The following is a 13,088-nucleotide window of genomic DNA, read 5'->3' on the forward strand; positions in this document are numbered from 1 at the left end:
CGGCGTGCTACGAGCGGGACATCGACCAGCCCGTCGCGGCAGGCGGCGTGGCGCGCGTCGCGGCCGCCGGCGGGGCCGCGTGCGCGATCGGGTTCGCGTCGGGCAGCGTGACGTTGCGCTCGGTGCCGGCGTCGAACAGGTGCAGGGCTGCTTCGTCGAAGCGCAACGCTACCACGGCGCCCGGGGCCGGTGCCATCGGGGCCGGCACGAGGGCCGCGCATGGCTGGCCGTGCCAGTCGAGCGTGACGAGCGCCTCGGCGCCGAGCAGTTCGACGAGTTCCACGGTGCCGGTCAGCGCGAGCGTGCCGGGGGTCGAATCGCTTTCGGCGACGAGCCGCAGGTGATTCGGGCGGACCGCCACCTTGACCTGCTGGCCGTCCTGCAGCCGCGCGAAGCGCGACGACGCGAGCGGCCAGCGCGTGCCGTTGCAGTCGAGCACCACGGTCGCGCCGTGGCGCCCGATCGTGCCGTCCGCGAAGTTCATCGCGGGCGTGCCGACGAACCCGGCGGCGAACACGGTATGCGGCTGGCCGTACAGCTCGGCCGGCGTACCGATCTGCTCGATGCGACCGCCGCGCATCAGCACGACGCGGTCCGCGAGCGTCATTGCCTCGAGCTGGTCGTGCGTGACGTACAGCGTCGTCGTCTTCAGCCGCCGGTGCAGCCGCTTGATGTCGCCGCGCAACTGCGTGCGCAGCTTCGCGTCGAGGTTCGACAGCGGCTCGTCGAACAGGAACACGGCCGGCGTCTTGATCATCGCGCGCGCGATCGCCGCGCGCTGCTGCTGGCCGCCCGACATCGCGCGCGGGCGGCGCTCGAGCAGCGCGTCGAGGCTCAGGATGCGCGCGACGTCGCGCACGCGGCGGTCGATCTCGTCGGCCGGCACCTTCAGGCGCCGCAGGCCGAACGCGATGTTGTCGTACACCGTCATGTGCGGGTACAGCGCGTAGTTCTGGAACACCATCGCGACATTGCGCTCGCGCGACGGCAGGTCGTTCACGACCGCATCGCCGATCACGAGTTCGCCGCCGGTGATCGCCTCGAGGCCCGCGATCATCCGCAGCATCGTCGACTTGCCGCAGCCGGACGGGCCCAGCAATACGATGAATTCGCCGTCGGCGATCTCGAGGTCGAGCGGATGCAGCACGGCGGGGCCGCCGTCGTAGTGCTTCGACAAAGCCTTGCAGGTGATCTGGGCCATGGCTCAATCCATTTCGATCTGAATCTTGACGTCGCGCGGCTGGCCGCTCGCCGCTTCCTCGAACGCGCGCACGCCTTCGGAAAACGGGAACGTGCGCGAGATGAACGGCTTCACGTCGATCGCGCTGGACGCGATCAGCGCCAGCGCGCGCGGGAAGATGTTCGCGTAGCGGAAGACCGATTCGATGCGGCCTTCCTTCGCCTGCAGCGCGACCACGTCGAGCGGCACGGGGGCGACCGGCATGCCGATCAGCACCGCGCAGCCGCCCGGGCACATCAGGTCGACGAGGCCCGCATAGGCGTTCGCGCTGCCGCTTGCCTCGAACACGACGTCCGCGCCCCAGCCGCCGGAGGCTTCCGCTACGGCGTCGGCAAGCGGCCGCGTGCGCACGTCGACGGTCGTGACGGCCGGGTTGCCGGCGAACAGCGCGAGCTTCTCGGGTACGACGTCGGCGAGGATCACGCGCGCGGCGCCGCCCGCGAGCGCGCCGAGCGCCGTCATCGCGCCGATCGTGCCGGCGCCGATCACGACCGCGAGGTCGCCCGGCTTCATCGCCGCCTTCTTCGCGGCCTGCAGGCCGATCGACAGCGGCTCGACGATCGCGCCTTCGGCAAACGACACGTTGTCGGGCAGCCGGTACGTGAACGCGGCCGGGTGCACGACGAACGGCGTCAGGCAGCCGTGGACGGGCGGCGTCGCCCAGAAGCGCACGTCGGGATCGAGGTTGTAGAGCCCGCGCAGCGTCGCGGGCGAATCGAGGCGCGGCACGCCGGGCTCCATGCACACGCGGTCGCCGACGCGCAGGTGCGTGACGGCGGCGCCGGTCTCGACGACGGTGCCGGACGCCTCGTGGCCGAGCACCATCGGCGCGTCGACGCGAAACGGGCCGATGCCGCCGTGAACGTAGTAATGCACGTCGCTGCCGCAGACGCCGACCGTATGCACCTTGATCCGGACATCGCCGGGGCCGACCTGTTGCGGCAGGTCGATGTCGCGCAGCGCGAGCTCGCGCGTGCGTTCGAGTACGAGCGCTTTCAACGTTTCCTCCTTATTTTCCCTTGACCATCGAATTGAGCAGGCGGCTCAGCATGCCGACGAACACGAGCGGCGGCAGCGCGAGCAGCACCGTCGACGCATTGATCACGCCCCACGGCACTTCCTGGCCGAGCGACGTGAACGCGGACGCGACCACCGGCAGCGTCGCGCTGCGCGACGACGTCAGCGCGAGCGCGATCATCAGTTCGTTCCAGACCAGCACGAAGCTGAACACGATGCCGCCGAGCAGCGTGCTCGCGCACACCGGCAGCGCGATATGCCAGAACACCGCGTACGGGCCGTAGCCGTCGAGCGCGGCGGCTTCCTCGATCTCGCGCGGCAGCCGGCGGAACACCGGGATCGACAGCCACGTGATGGTCGACAGCGTGACCAGCAGGTACGTGACGATCATCGACAGCTTCGTGTCGTACAGCCCGAGATCGACCCAGATCGCGATCAGCGGCAGCGCGACCGCGACCGGCGGCAAAAAGCGCAGCGACAGCAGGAAGAACTGGATGTCGCGCTTGCCGCGCACCGGGTAGCGCGCGATCGCATACGCGGCCGGCACGCCGAGCACCGCGCCGATCAGCACGGCCGCGCCGACGATCGCGATGCTGTTGCCGAGCCCGATCAACACTTCGGGGCTTGACAGCACCTGCTCGTAGTTCGCGAGCGTCGGCGTGAAGATGAAGCGCGGCGTCGGCGTGACGATGTCGAGCAGGTGCTTGAGCGAATTGAGCACGGCCCAGAACAGCGGAAACGCGGCGACGAGCAGGATCGCGCCGGCGATCGCGACGGTGGAAACGGCGGCGGGGCCGCGGCGAGCCATCAGTCGTCCCATTTGTTGACCCTCTTCCAGATGAGCGTGAAGACGAGCGTGGTCGCGACCATCATCAGCACGGCCATGCCCGACGCATACGACACCTTGCCGGCGAGGCCGATGCCCTGCTGGTACGCGTAGAGATCGAGCGTCTCGGTCGCGATGCCGGGGCCGCCCTTGGTCATCACGTAGATCAGGTCGAACGAACGCAGCGACTCGACCATCTTGATGAACACGAGGCTCACGAGCGGCGCCTTCAGCATCGGCAGCGCGATGTACGCATGCACCTGCCACGTCGTCGCGTAGTCGAGCCGCGCGGCTTCGAGCGGCTCGGGCGGCAGCGTCTCCAGCAGCTTCAGGATCACGACCGCGAAGAACAGCCCCCATTGCCATACGTCGACGAGCGCGACCGCGTACAGCGCGAGATGCGGATCGGCGAGGAACGCGGTGTTCTCGATGCCGAGCGTACCGAGCAGCCAGCTCAGGATGCCGGTGAGCGGCGCGTACATGAACTTCCAGATGAACGCGGCCGACACGCGCGGCAGCAGCACCGGCATGATCAGCACCAGCGACGCAAGACGGCGCCAGCGGCCGTGCACGCGCTCGAACAGGAACACGGCGAGCGCGATTCCGACCAGCACCGCGCCGGCGACCGTGACGACTTCCCACAGCACCGACACCTCGATCGCGTTCAGGAAGCGGCGGTCCGACGCGAGCCGGACGAAATTGCGCAGGCCGACGTATTCGCTGTCCGGGTAGCGCAGCACGCGGTTGCGCAGCGCGAGGTTGATCGCGGCGACGGTCGGGACGAGGCTCAGGACCGCGAGCAGCGCGAGCGTCGGCGCGAGGAATACCCACGGCAGGCTCGTGCGGTCGCGGCGCGCGCGGCCGTGCCGGGCCGCAGGAGGGGAAGGGGCAGGGCGGACGTCGAGCGCGCGCCCGCCCGCGCCGTCATTTGCGAGCGCCATGTTCGAGCGCATCCTTCGCGTACTGGGCCGCGTCGTCGAGCGTGCCGCGGATATCCGTCTGCGTGCCGGTGAACACCTGTTCGAGCGCGATGCCGAGGTTGTCGCCGATGTCCGGCCACTGCGGCGTGCGCCAGATCGTCACCTGCGTGACGGGGTTGGTGTCGTTCAGTCCGGCCTGGATCTGCGGCGCGACGTGCTGCTTGAAGTACGGGCTGCCGATCGTGCTCGAGCGGTTGTAGTCGCTGAACACGCCGTTGCGCAGCCGCGCCTGTTCCTGGTCCTTGCTGGTCGCCCACGCGATGAAGCGGCCGGCGGCCATCCGCGTGCAGTCGTCCTTCGCGCCGACCGCCGAGATCGCGAAGCCGTGGCCGTACGCGGCCGACGGCAGCGGCGCGGGCGGGCGCGTGTAGCCGACCTTGCCGGCCACGCTCGACTTGCTCGCGTCCTCCATCCAGTCGGCGAACGGCGTCGATTCGATCATGAACGCGACCTTGCCCGAGCGGAACGCTTCGAGCGCGTTGCTCCAGTCGTAGGTCGCGGCGCCCGGCGGCGCGTACTTGAACAGGTCGCTGTAGAGCTGCGTGGCCTTCACGGCGGCCGGCGAGTTGAACGCGGGCTGGCCGCCCTTGTCGGTCCATGCGCCGCCCATCCCGAGCATGAACGGCGACCAGCGCCACACGTTCATCCCCGAGCCGCGCTGGCCGCGCGCGACCCAGCCGTACAGCTTCGGCGGCGCGTTGAGCTTCTTGATCGCGGCGACGAGCTGGTCGAGCGTCTTCGGCACCGGGATGTGCGCGGCGTCGAGCAGGTCGCGGCGGTAGAACAGGAAGTCGCCGCCGCCGATCAGCGGCGCGAAGTACGCGACGCCGTTGTAGCTCGCGACCGCGCGGCGGCCGGGCAGGAAATCGTCGTAGTCGTATTCCTTCGGGTAGTACTTGAGGAGCGGCACGATCCAGTTGGCCGACGCGAATTCGGCGACGTTTGCCTCGTCGACGTAGTAGATCTGATAGGAACCCGCGCCGGTCGACGCGTCGAGCCGCGATTTCGCGCGACGGTCGTTCTCGCCGAAATAGCTGATCTCGACCCTGGTGCCGCTCTTCTTCTCGTAGTCGGCCAGCGACTTCTCCATCACCGACAGGCCGAGGCTCTTCTGCGCGAGCACCCGAAGGGTCGGCACCTTGCAGGCTTGCGCGGCCGCGACGCCCGGCAGACAGGCGCCGAGCAGCAGGCCGGCTGCGACGATTCGCATCTTGTTCACCCGTGTCTCCTTGATTCTGCTTGTTCGAATGCCGTCGATGACGGCAGGAACAATGGTGTGACGCGGGCGATGCGATCACCACATCAAAAGAGTTTGGAAACCGATACTTTTTGCTCAGGGTCGGTCGTGCGATGCACAAAATGTGGTGGTCGGGCGGGAAGCGGGCCGGAGCCGGGCCGGTGCCGGTGTACGTGTCCGGCGCGGTGCGCAAGCTCGCGATCGCCCGGATCGAGGAACTGGAGGCGCTGCGTCACGCCACGGTCGGCACGCAGCTGAAATTCGATCGCGCCGGCGCCGTGCGCGCGGTGGTCGTGCAGGGCGCCGGCGGGAGAGGAACGGTGTCCGTGACGGAGTACACGGTGCTCGGCTTCGGCCCGCCGCTCGAACAGGTTGGACGCGAGCGGTGCGCATGAGCGCGTAACGGCGCCGCGTTACGCCGGGAAGCGCTCGCGGTCGGATGCCGGCACGAGGTTGTCGGGCCACTGCAGCTCGAAGCGCGTGCCGCCCGCGCCGGTCGGCACGCAGATGGCCTCGCCGCGGTGCGCATGCGCGATCGCCGCGACGACGGCGAGCCCGAGGCCGGTGCCGCCGGGTTGCGTATCGTCGATCCGGCGGAATGCCTGGAACACATGGGGCGCGAAATCGGCCGGGATGCCGGGGCCGTCGTCCTCGACGCTCAGCCGGCACATGCCGTGCTCGACGCGCGTCCGGATCCGGATCGCGCCGGGCACCGCATGGCGGCGCGCGTTCTCCAGCAGCGCCAGCAACGCCTGGCGGATGCGGACCGGGTCGCAGCACATGCGCCGCGTATCGAGATCGAGCTCCGGATGCTGGCCGGCGGCCTGCAGCGTGGGCGCGAACACGTCGACCACGGCGCGCACGTCGGCGGCGAGGTCGGTGTCGCGGATCTCGATGCTCAGGTGGCCGCTGTCGGCGAGGCTGACCACGCGCAGATCCTCGATCAGCCGCGTCAACCCCTCGACCTGCGCGAGCAGGCTGCGGTACAGCGCTTCGTTCGGCGTGAACACGCCTTCGGCGAGCCCCTGCAGCCGGCCGCGCAGCACGGTTACGGGCGTGCGCAGCTCGTGCGCGATCGCCGCATTCCAGAAGGTCTGCTCCTCGGTCACGCGCTGCAGCTCGCTCGCGAGCGCGTTGAAGTTGTCGGCGAGCAGCGCGGCTTCGCGCAGCGAACGGTCGCCGGCGACGGCGCGCGCGCGGAGGTCGCCGCGCGCGACGCGGCGGATGCCGTCCGTCACCGAGTTCAGCGGCACGAGGATGCGGCGTGACAGGTTGATCGCGACGACGACCGAGATCAGCAGGCCGACCAGCGTGGTCGAGACGATCCACACCCACTCCGGTCCGCTCGGGAGCCAGCTCTGCGGCTTGAAGTACTCGGGCGAGTACTGGTACAGCAGGTAGTAGAACGCGTAGGCCGTCACGACGATCAGCACCGTGATGCCGAACGCGATCGCGCCCATCGTCAGCGCGATCTGGCGGCTCAGGCCATCGAGTTTCACTCGCCGCTCCACAGTTTGTAGCCGACGCCGCGCACGCTGGCGGGCACGCCTTGTACGCCGAGGTCGTCCAGTTTCTTGCGCAGCTTGCTGACGTGGCTGTCGACCGTACGTTCCAGCGCATCGCCTTCCGGCAGGCAGGTGGCCATCAGCTCGGCGCGGCTGAACACGCGGCGCGGCGCGCGCGCGAGTTGCGCGAGCAGCTTGAATTCGGTGAGCGTCAGCACGAGCGTGTGGCGTGTGCCGCCGACCTCGACCGTCGCTTCGTGGTGTTCGAGATCGATCTCGAACGGCGCGGCGCGCAGCACGCGCTGTTCTTCCTGGCGCGAGCCGGCCATCGACCGGCGCAGCACGGCCTGCGCGCGCGCGACGACTTCGGCCGGGTTGAACGGCTTGACCACGTAGTCGTCGGCGCCGATGCGCAGCCCGGTCAGCTTGTCGATGTCCTGGTCGAGCGCGGTCAGCATGATGACCGGCGTGTCGCCGCGATGGCGGATCTCGGCGAGCACCTTCCAGCCGTCGACGTGCGGCATCTGCACGTCGAGCAGCACGAGGTCCGGCTTCAGCGACAGGTGGAGTTCGAGCGCGCGGCGGCCGTCGGCGGCGTGCACGGTGCGCAGACCGTTGCGCGCGAAGTAGGCGGTCAGGATCTCGGCGATCTCGGGCTCGTCCTCGGCGATGAGGACGAGCGCTTGCGCGCCCTGGCCGGCGCCGGGAGATGAGGAAAATTCGGGCATGGCCACTCGTTCAGATCCATCGGGGTTCCATCGAGTCGCCATACTACCGCACGGTCCGGTCGATCGAACGAAGGCGGGCAACGCGCCCGGAACAGGTGGGCGAGCGTGCAAGCGTGACGCACGGCACCGCGTGTGCTGCTACGGTTTGCTCGCGTGTGTAAAGAAGTCACGACGGAAGTCCTGGCGCCGGGACTGGAACGCGCGTGCTCATGCAACGGGCACGCGCGTTCGTGCGTCAAATCCGACCCAGCAGCACCAGCACGACGACGATGACGACGATGAGCCCGACCGAGCCCGATGGCCAGTAACCCCAGCTTCGGCTGTGCGGCCATGCAGGAAATGCGCCGATGAGCAGCAGAATCAGAACGATGATGAGGATCGTACCGAGCATCGCATCCCTCCAGAATTTATTCGACACGGTGCTGTCGCAATTTGCGTACCGCGCCGCCGGGGCCGATGCGTCCGTGGGGCGCCGCTGCCGCATCGGACGATGCGCGGCGGGCGGCCGGGATTACGCGCCGGCGTCCGTGTCGGTGGCGTCCGGCCAGAGCAGGGCCTGGGCGACGACGACGTGATCGCCGTTGAAGGTGGCGGCGGGCGATCCGTACAGGCGATAGCCGAGCGCCAGTGCATCCGATACACGGTGGCAAAACGTGGCGTCGTCCTTGCCCGTCAGCAAGCGATAGCGGGGCAGGTCGTTGGGCGGGGAATGCGACATGGTCTGGACTCCTGTGAAGGGGGCGGATCGGGCAGTATAAGTCGGACAAATCCGGGGCCGCCCGCGAGGGCAGGTGTATTTCCGTCATGAATGTCGGTTCATTCAACAAATAAATTTCAAAAATGCTGCCCCGCTGGCTATGCTGAATCCTTCACTCAGGCGGGCATGCGATGGCTGAACTCTTTCTGGTACGGCACGGGCAGGCATCATTCGGCACCGACGACTACGACCGACTTTCCGCTGCCGGCGAGCAGCAGGGCGCGTGGCTCGGCGAATACTTCGCGCGGCAGGGCCTGACGTTCGATCGCGTGATCCGCGGCACGATGACCCGCCACGCGCAGACGGTCGACGCGATCCTGCGCGGGATGGGCCGCGAGGGCGTGCCGGTCGACCGCCATCCCGGCCTGAACGAATACGACTTCCACGGGCTGTTCGCGGCGGCCGCGAGCGACTATCCGGACGTCGCGCGGCTGGCCGCCGGCTCGATGAAGGAGCACTTCCGCGCGCTCCGGCAGGTGCTGCAGCTGTGGACCGAGGACAAGCTCGGCGACGCGGCCCCCGAAACCTGGTCGCATTTCCAGCAGCGCGTCGCCGACGCACGCGCCGCGATCCGCGAGGGCGGCGGTCAGCGCGTGCTCGCGGTGAGTTCCGGCGGCCCGATCGCGGTGACCGTCCAGCAGGTGCTCGCGGCACCGCCGTCGAGCGCGATCGCGCTGAACCTGCAGATCCGCAACAGCAGTCTTTCGCAGTTTTTCTTCAATGCCGATGCGTTCCACCTCGCGTCGTTCAACGGCATCCCGCATCTGGAGGATCCCGAACGGCACGCGTGGCGAACCTACGGCTGACCCACGAACGATCGCGACGATGACGAACCCTTCCCAGCAACTCGACGTAGCCCGCCTGACGCGCTATCTGGAAACGCATGTGCCGGGCTTCGAAGGCCCGGTCGACACGGAGAAGTTTGCCGGCGGCCAGTCGAATCCGACTTTCCTGCTGAACGCGAAGAGCGGCCGCTATGTATTGCGCCGCCAGCCGCCGGGCGAACTGCTGAAGTCCGCGCACGCGGTCGACCGCGAATTCCGCGTGCTGACCGCGCTGTCGGGCACCGCGGTGCCGGTCGCGCGCCCGTATCACCTCTGCGAGGACCGCGACGTGATCGGCAGCCTGTTCTACGTGATGAGTTTCGAGGACGGCCGGATCTTCTGGGATCCCGCGCTGCCGGAACTGCCGCGGGCCGATCGCGCGACGTGCTACGACGCGCTGCTGCGGACGATGGCCGCACTGCACGACGTCGATGTCGACGCGGTGGGCCTGGCCGACTACGGCCGCCCCGGCAACTACTTCGAGCGCCAGATCGGCGTGTGGACGAAGCAGTATCGCGCGGCCGAAACGGGGCGCCTCGACGCGATGGAGACGCTGATCGACTGGCTGCCGAACGCGTGCCCCGAGGATACGGGCCGGCCGGCGCTGGTGCACGGCGATTTCCGGATCGACAACCTGATGTTCGCGCATGACGGTTATCGCGTGCAGGCCGTGCTCGACTGGGAACTGTCGACGCTCGGCAACCCGCTCGCCGATCTCGCGTATTTCTGCATGTGCCTGCGGCTGCCGTCCGGCGGGCAGGTGCGCGGGCTCGCGGGCCAGGATCGCGCGGCGCTCGGGATTCCCGACGAAGCGGCGATCGTCGCGCGCTATTGCGAGCTGCGCGGCATCGCGCCGATTCGCGACTGGCACTTCTACCTCGCGTTCAGTTTCTTCCGGCTCGCGGCGATCGCGCAGGGCGTGAAGGCGCGCGCGCTGCAGGGCAACGCATCGAGCGAGCAGGCGCTGCGTGTCGGCGAAATGGCCGGCCGGCTCGCCGAACTGGCGGTCGGCGTGATCGACGCGCATCGCTGAGCGCGCCAGGGTCGCCGGGCGGCGACACGACAATCCAATCAATGGAGGAGCACAGCAACATGGCAACGAACCTGTTCGACCTGACGGGCAAGATCGCACTGGTGACGGGCGCAAGCCGCGGCATCGGCGAGGAAATCGCGAAGCTGCTCGCGGAGCAGGGCGCGCACGTGATCGTGTCGAGCCGCAAGCTCGACGACTGCCAGGCCGTGGCCGACGCGATCGTCGCGGCGGGCGGCCGCGCGGAGGCGCTGGCGTGTCACGTCGGGCGCCTGGAGGATATCGCCGCGACGTTCGAGACCATTCGCGGCAAGCACGGGCGGCTCGACATCCTCGTGAACAACGCGGCCGCGAACCCGTATTTCGGGCATATCCTCGATACCGATCTCGCCGCGTACGAGAAGACCGTCGACGTGAACATCCGCGGCTACTTCTTCATGTCGGTCGAGGCCGGCAAGCTGATGAAGGAACACGGCGGCGGCGCGATCGTCAACACGGCGTCGGTCAACGCACTGCAGCCGGGCGACCGGCAGGGCATCTACTCGATCACGAAGGCGGCCGTCGTCAACATGACGAAGGCGTTCGCGAAGGAATGCGGGCCGCTCGGCATCCGCGTGAACGCGCTGCTGCCGGGGCTCACGAAGACGAAGTTCGCGGGCGCGCTGTTCGCCGACAAGGACATCTACGAGACGTGGAAGGCGAAGATCCCGCTGAAGCGCCACGCGGAGCCGCGCGAGATGGCCGGCACCGTGCTGTACCTCGTGTCGGATGCGGCAAGCTACACGAACGGCGAATGCATCGTCGTCGACGGCGGCCTGACGATCTGAGCGCGCGATGAAAATCGACAGCTACGCCGGGCAGGCCGTCATGATCACCGGCGCCGCGAGCGGCTTCGGCGCGTTGCTCGCGAGCGAACTCGCCGCGATGGGCGCGCGGCTCGCGCTCGGCGACCTGAACGGCGACGCGCTCGAACGCGTGGCCGCGCCGCTGCGCGCGGCCGGTGCCGACGTGATCGCGCAGCGTTGCGACGTGCGCGTCGAAGCGGAGGTGGCTTCGCTGGTGCATGAGGCCGCCGCGCGCTTCGGGCGGCTCGACGTCGGCATCAACAACGCGGGCATCGCGCCGCCGCTGAAGGCGCTGATCGATACCGACGAAGCCGATCTCGACCTGAGCTTCGCGGTGAACGCGAAGGGCGTGTTCTTCGGGATGAAGCATCAGATCCGCCAGATGCTCGCGCAGCGCGAAGGCGTGATCCTGAACGTCGCGTCGATGGCCGGGCTCGGCGGCGCGCCGAAGCTCGCCGCGTACGCGGCGTCGAAGCATGCGGTGGTCGGGCTGACGAAAACGGCCGCGCTCGAATACGCGCGCCACGGCATCCGCGTGAACGCGGTGTGCCCGTTCTACAGCACGACGCCGATGGTCACCGACAGCGATATCGGCGAGCGCCAGGACTTCCTCGCGCAGGGCTCGCCGATGAAGCGGCTCGGCCGGCCCGACGAAATCGTCGCGACGATGCTGACGCTGTGCGCAAAGGAAAACACTTATCTGACCGGGCAGGCCGTCGCCGTCGACGGCGGTGTCTCGGCCTTCTGACCGAACGGAACACGACAATCTCGAGGAGTCGATCATGGACTTTGGCTATACCCCGAAAGTGGAGGCGCTGCGCGAACGCGTGAGCGCGTTCATGGACGCGCACATCGTGCCGCGCATCCGCCAGTGGAACGAGGAAGTGCACGCGGGCCGGTATCCGGTGTCGTTCATGGAGGAACTGAAGGAGCGTGCGAAGGCGGAAGGGCTGTGGAACCTGTTCCTGCCGCACCTGAAGGACGACGAGCCCGGCACGGGCCTGACGAACCTCGAATACGCGCCGCTCGCCGAGATCATGGGGCGCGTGGGCTGGGCGTCGGAAGTGTTCAACTGCAACGCGCCGGACACCGGCAACATGGAGCTGCTGCACATGTTCGCGACGCCCGAGCAGCGCGAACAGTGGCTGCTGCCGCTGCTGCGCGGCGAGATCCGCTCGGCGTTCGCGATGACGGAGCCGGACGTGGCGTCGTCGGATGCGACCAACATCACGACGCGCATCGAGCGCGTGGGCGACGAATACGTGATCAACGGCCGCAAGTGGTTCATCACGAACGCCGCGCATCCGAACTGCAAGATCTTCATCGTGATGGGCAAGACCGATCCCGACGCCGAGTCGCACCGGCAGCAGAGCATGATTCTCGTGCCGCGCGACACGCCGGGCGTGACGGTCGTGCGCAACATCACGGTGGTCAACCACTACGCGCCGGAAGGGCACTGCGAGATCACGTTCGACAACGTGCGCGTGCCGGCGCGCAACCTGCTCGGCGAGGAGGGCAGCGGCTTCGCGCTCGCGCAGGCGCGCCTCGGGCCGGGGCGCATCCACCACTGCATGCGCTCGATCGGCGCGGCCGAACTGGCGCTGGAGCTGATGGTCGACCGCGCGCAGTCGCGCGTCGCGTTCGGCAAGCCGTTGAACCGGCATGGCACGGTCGGCGAATGGATCGCACGCTCGCGCATCGAGATCGATCAGGCGCGCCTGCTGGTACTGAAGGCCGCATGGATGATCGACAAGGTCGGCGCGAAGGCCGCGCGCAAGGAAATCTCGATGATCAAGGCGCTCGTGCCGACGGTTTATACGGACGTGTGCGACCGCGCAATGCAGGTGTTCGGCGCGGCGGGGTTGAGCCCCGATACGCCGCTCGCCGACCTGTGGACGTGGGGCCGCGCGCTGCGCTTCGCCGACGGCCCGGACGAGGTGCACCTGCAGGCGATCGCGCGGATGGAGATCAAGGACGGCGAGCCCGGTTCGACGGCGCCTTACCTGACGCCGCCGCCACGCGGCTGAGCGGCGGCACGATCGGCCGGGCGACATGGACGAACGAGCGGCGCGCGCCGTAAGATGCCGGCAAGGAGATCC

Annotated in this window: 14 protein-coding genes and 1 pseudogene; 6 read left to right on the plus strand and 9 right to left on the minus strand. The window is 68.6% G+C overall.

The features are described from left to right. Nucleotides 1–7: 7 nt before the first annotated feature. From VXM69_RS02405 to VXM69_RS02425, 5 genes are read right to left on the minus strand one after another with little or no spacing between them, the layout of a single operon-like run. On the minus strand, nt 8–1,201 hold the full coding sequence (locus VXM69_RS02405; protein ID WP_059556368.1) for an ABC transporter ATP-binding protein: 1,194 nt from the start codon (nt 1,199–1,201) through the stop codon (nt 8–10). A 3-nt stretch (nt 1,202–1,204) separates the two neighbouring features. After that, complete coding sequence (locus tag VXM69_RS02410; protein WP_367188929.1) at nt 1,205–2,239, minus strand: NAD(P)-dependent alcohol dehydrogenase; 1,035 nt, start codon at nt 2,237–2,239, stop codon at nt 1,205–1,207. A gap of 10 nt (nt 2,240–2,249) precedes the next feature. Further along, nucleotides 2,250–3,077: a carbohydrate ABC transporter permease gene (locus VXM69_RS02415; protein WP_322082585.1), complete on the minus strand. Its 828-nt coding sequence runs from the start codon at nt 3,075–3,077 to the stop codon at nt 2,250–2,252. Then, entirely contained in the window at nt 3,065–4,024 is a 960-nt protein-coding gene (locus tag VXM69_RS02420) for a sugar ABC transporter permease (RefSeq protein ID WP_226103857.1), read from the minus strand. The genes VXM69_RS02415 and VXM69_RS02420 overlap by 13 nt, the downstream gene beginning before the upstream one ends. Further along, entirely contained in the window at nt 4,008–5,282 is a 1,275-nt protein-coding gene (locus VXM69_RS02425; RefSeq protein ID WP_069705933.1) for an ABC transporter substrate-binding protein, read from the minus strand. Before VXM69_RS02425 ends, VXM69_RS02420 begins: the two co-directional genes overlap by 17 nt. Before the next feature lie 179 nt (nt 5,283–5,461). Between VXM69_RS02425 and VXM69_RS02430 the strand changes: the two are divergent. After that, nucleotides 5,462–5,695: pseudogene (locus tag VXM69_RS02430) on the plus strand (hypothetical protein); the annotation flags it as partial. A gap of 18 nt (nt 5,696–5,713) precedes the next feature. Here VXM69_RS02430 and VXM69_RS02435 read toward each other — a convergent pair. From VXM69_RS02435 to VXM69_RS02450, 4 genes are all read right to left on the minus strand, one after another. Next, nucleotides 5,714–6,799, minus strand: coding sequence for an ATP-binding protein (locus VXM69_RS02435; RefSeq protein ID WP_034189708.1), 1,086 nt, complete (start codon nt 6,797–6,799; stop codon nt 5,714–5,716). Then, complete coding sequence (locus tag VXM69_RS02440; protein WP_034189707.1) at nt 6,796–7,533, minus strand: response regulator; 738 nt, start codon at nt 7,531–7,533, stop codon at nt 6,796–6,798. The genes VXM69_RS02435 and VXM69_RS02440 overlap by 4 nt, the downstream gene beginning before the upstream one ends. Before the next feature lie 235 nt (nt 7,534–7,768). Further along, on the minus strand, nt 7,769–7,924 hold the full coding sequence (locus VXM69_RS02445; protein WP_034189706.1) for a DUF3309 family protein: 156 nt from the start codon (nt 7,922–7,924) through the stop codon (nt 7,769–7,771). Nucleotides 7,925–8,044: 120 nt separating this feature from the next. Next, a complete protein-coding gene (locus tag VXM69_RS02450; RefSeq protein WP_049032069.1) occupies nt 8,045–8,251 on the minus strand; it encodes a DUF1737 domain-containing protein in 207 nt (68 codons plus the stop codon). Between the two features lie 170 nt (nt 8,252–8,421). Here VXM69_RS02450 and VXM69_RS02455 point away from each other — a divergent pair, with 170 nt between their 5' ends. The 5 genes from VXM69_RS02455 to VXM69_RS02475 are packed head-to-tail and all read left to right on the plus strand — an operon-like array spanning nt 8,422 to nt 13,016. Beyond that, the gene (locus VXM69_RS02455; protein WP_034189704.1) at nt 8,422–9,096 is read left to right on the plus strand and encodes a histidine phosphatase family protein; all 675 of its coding nucleotides are present in this window, start codon (nt 8,422–8,424) and stop codon (nt 9,094–9,096) included. A 19-nt stretch (nt 9,097–9,115) separates the two neighbouring features. Then, complete coding sequence (locus tag VXM69_RS02460; RefSeq protein ID WP_049032068.1) at nt 9,116–10,147, plus strand: phosphotransferase; 1,032 nt, start codon at nt 9,116–9,118, stop codon at nt 10,145–10,147. Nucleotides 10,148–10,206: 59 nt separating this feature from the next. After that, the gene (locus VXM69_RS02465) at nt 10,207–10,971 is read left to right on the plus strand and encodes an SDR family oxidoreductase (RefSeq protein ID WP_034189702.1); all 765 of its coding nucleotides are present in this window, start codon (nt 10,207–10,209) and stop codon (nt 10,969–10,971) included. A gap of 7 nt (nt 10,972–10,978) precedes the next feature. After that, nucleotides 10,979–11,737, plus strand: coding sequence for an SDR family NAD(P)-dependent oxidoreductase (locus tag VXM69_RS02470; RefSeq protein WP_124670711.1), 759 nt, complete (start codon nt 10,979–10,981; stop codon nt 11,735–11,737). Between the two features lie 34 nt (nt 11,738–11,771). Beyond that, nucleotides 11,772–13,016, plus strand: a complete 1,245-nt coding sequence (locus VXM69_RS02475) for an acyl-CoA dehydrogenase family protein (RefSeq protein WP_059556363.1) — start codon at nt 11,772–11,774, stop codon at nt 13,014–13,016. Nucleotides 13,017–13,088: the final 72 nt, after the last annotated feature.

It is taken from the genome of Burkholderia sp. Ed8 (assembly GCF_040761425.1).
In the GTDB taxonomy this organism is placed as follows: domain Bacteria; phylum Pseudomonadota; class Gammaproteobacteria; order Burkholderiales; family Burkholderiaceae; genus Burkholderia; species Burkholderia seminalis.

Bases quoted from the DNA above. Each gene is read 5' to 3' on its own strand.
- VXM69_RS02470 (WP_124670711.1), top strand. From the start codon at position 10,979: ATGAAAATCGACAGCTACGCCGGGCAGGCCGTCATGATCACCGGCGCC.
- VXM69_RS02420 (WP_226103857.1), bottom strand. From the start codon at position 4,024: ATGGCGCTCGCAAATGACGGCGCGGGCGGGCGCGCGCTCGACGTCCGC.
- VXM69_RS02475 (WP_059556363.1), top strand. From the start codon at position 11,772: ATGGACTTTGGCTATACCCCGAAAGTGGAGGCGCTGCGCGAACGCGTG.
- VXM69_RS02465 (WP_034189702.1), top strand. From the start codon at position 10,207: ATGGCAACGAACCTGTTCGACCTGACGGGCAAGATCGCACTGGTGACG.
- VXM69_RS02415 (WP_322082585.1), bottom strand. From the start codon at position 3,077: ATGGGACGACTGATGGCTCGCCGCGGCCCCGCCGCCGTTTCCACCGTC.
- VXM69_RS02445 (WP_034189706.1), bottom strand. From the start codon at position 7,924: ATGCTCGGTACGATCCTCATCATCGTTCTGATTCTGCTGCTCATCGGC.
- VXM69_RS02460 (WP_049032068.1), top strand. From the start codon at position 9,116: ATGACGAACCCTTCCCAGCAACTCGACGTAGCCCGCCTGACGCGCTAT.
- VXM69_RS02440 (WP_034189707.1), bottom strand. From the start codon at position 7,533: ATGCCCGAATTTTCCTCATCTCCCGGCGCCGGCCAGGGCGCGCAAGCG.
- VXM69_RS02405 (WP_059556368.1), bottom strand. From the start codon at position 1,201: ATGGCCCAGATCACCTGCAAGGCTTTGTCGAAGCACTACGACGGCGGC.
- VXM69_RS02455 (WP_034189704.1), top strand. From the start codon at position 8,422: ATGGCTGAACTCTTTCTGGTACGGCACGGGCAGGCATCATTCGGCACC.
- VXM69_RS02450 (WP_049032069.1), bottom strand. From the start codon at position 8,251: ATGTCGCATTCCCCGCCCAACGACCTGCCCCGCTATCGCTTGCTGACG.